Origin of the sequence: Akkermansia sp. N21169, from assembly GCF_029854675.1 — a bacterium.
In the GTDB taxonomy this organism is placed as follows: Bacteria; Verrucomicrobiota; Verrucomicrobiia; order Verrucomicrobiales; family Akkermansiaceae; genus Akkermansia.
On sequence record NZ_JARWNC010000002.1, the window covers coordinates 1 to 1,411 of the forward strand.

A 1,411-nucleotide genomic window follows, 5' to 3' on the forward strand; every position below is an offset into this window, starting at 1 on the left:
GGCGCCTGCCGTCCTGAAACTCACAGGCAATGGCGAAGGAACGATCTCCTTCGCGATGGAGGGCCGGGGTACGTTGGCGAAGGCCGGTACGGGGACGCAGACGCTTGCCATGAGCAATGACTCGCTGAGTCTTGACGTCCAGGGCGGCCGCCTTGTCGTGGATCTCCCGTCCGGCACGGCTTCCTACGGACATCTGGCGGTGAACGACGGGGCGGAACTCGTCCTGAAGAACAACGCGAAGTCCTCCGGCCTTCTGGTCCATGGAGGGGGGAGCCTGGTTCTCGGGACATCGGATCCCGCCTCTACGGTGGGCCATATGAAACTGGACATCTCCGGGAACGCGGCCTTCGGCGAAGGCTCCCTCCTGACGACGGTAGCGGCTCCGGGGATCGACAACACGTCGGTATCCGCCACGGGTACGGTGACGCTGCCGGAACGCATGTCCCTGCGGTTCATCAACCACGATTCCGAAGGCTGGAATGCGCCGTTGTCCGACCTGGTCGTGATGGACGCGACGGGAGGTTTCCTGAACGTCTCCGGCCAAACGCTGGGAAGCGGGACGGATTTCACAGACTGGACGGTGACGTTTGAGAAGAGCATTTCACTGTTCTACACGTCGGCCGACCTCTCCATCGGCCACGACGGCCGCCAGCTGCTGGCAACCCCCGTCCTCAACAAGGTCAATACGCTGGATCAATACGCCGGATCCGAAACGGCCAAGGCCGGGGCCGGTCTCATTTGGAACGCCGGACTGCAGAAGAGCGGCAGCAATCTCGACTTGCTCCTCTCCTCCATCATGGACGACATCAAGACGGGCAGTGCCTCCTCGGCCAGCCACAAGATGGCCGCCGCCGCCGGCAGCACGGTAACGAGCCTTCTGGGGGCCCAGCAGGCGGACTACCGCTACCAGCAGACTCTGCTGCGCAACCGGATGACGACCATGGGGCTTCCCGAAGGGTACAACTACGACGGCGAACTGCCGCTGTGGAACGCCTGGGTACAGGCCACGGGGACGTATAACAGCCTGACGGAGTCGGGCGACTTCGCCGGTTACAAATACAACACCTGGGGAGGAACCTTCGGTGTGGACACGAACCTGAGCGAAAGGCTCACGGTGGGGCTGGCGATGTCGGCGAGCTATGGCAAGCTGACGTCGAACGGAGCCGACACTTTGAGCGGCGACCTGGACATCTACTACGCGAACCTGTTCGCCCGGTACCAGAAGGGCAAGTGGGGTCACAACTTCATCGTGACGGCGGGTTGGAGCGACGGAACGGTCGACCGTACCGTCAACTACGGAGAAGGCAGCTACACGGGACACGGCTCGACGAGCGGTTCCACGTATGGAGCGATGTACGAAGCGACCTACGACATTGCCTTGAACGAAGAGAACAATGCGATCTTCCAGCCG

General features: G+C 62.4%; 2 protein-coding genes. One reads left to right on the plus strand and one right to left on the minus strand.

All coding sequences use genetic code 11. From position 1 onward, the window contains the following. Window positions 1–262, minus strand: a 262-nt coding sequence (locus QET40_RS00015; protein WP_280125120.1) for a hypothetical protein, incomplete at its 3' end; no start/stop codon positions are given. 54 nt (window positions 263–316) lie between these two features. Between QET40_RS00015 and QET40_RS00020 the strand changes: the two genes are divergently transcribed. Further along, window positions 317–1,411 (plus strand): autotransporter outer membrane beta-barrel domain-containing protein (locus tag QET40_RS00020; protein WP_280125121.1); only part of this gene is annotated, 1,095 nt, incomplete at its 3' end.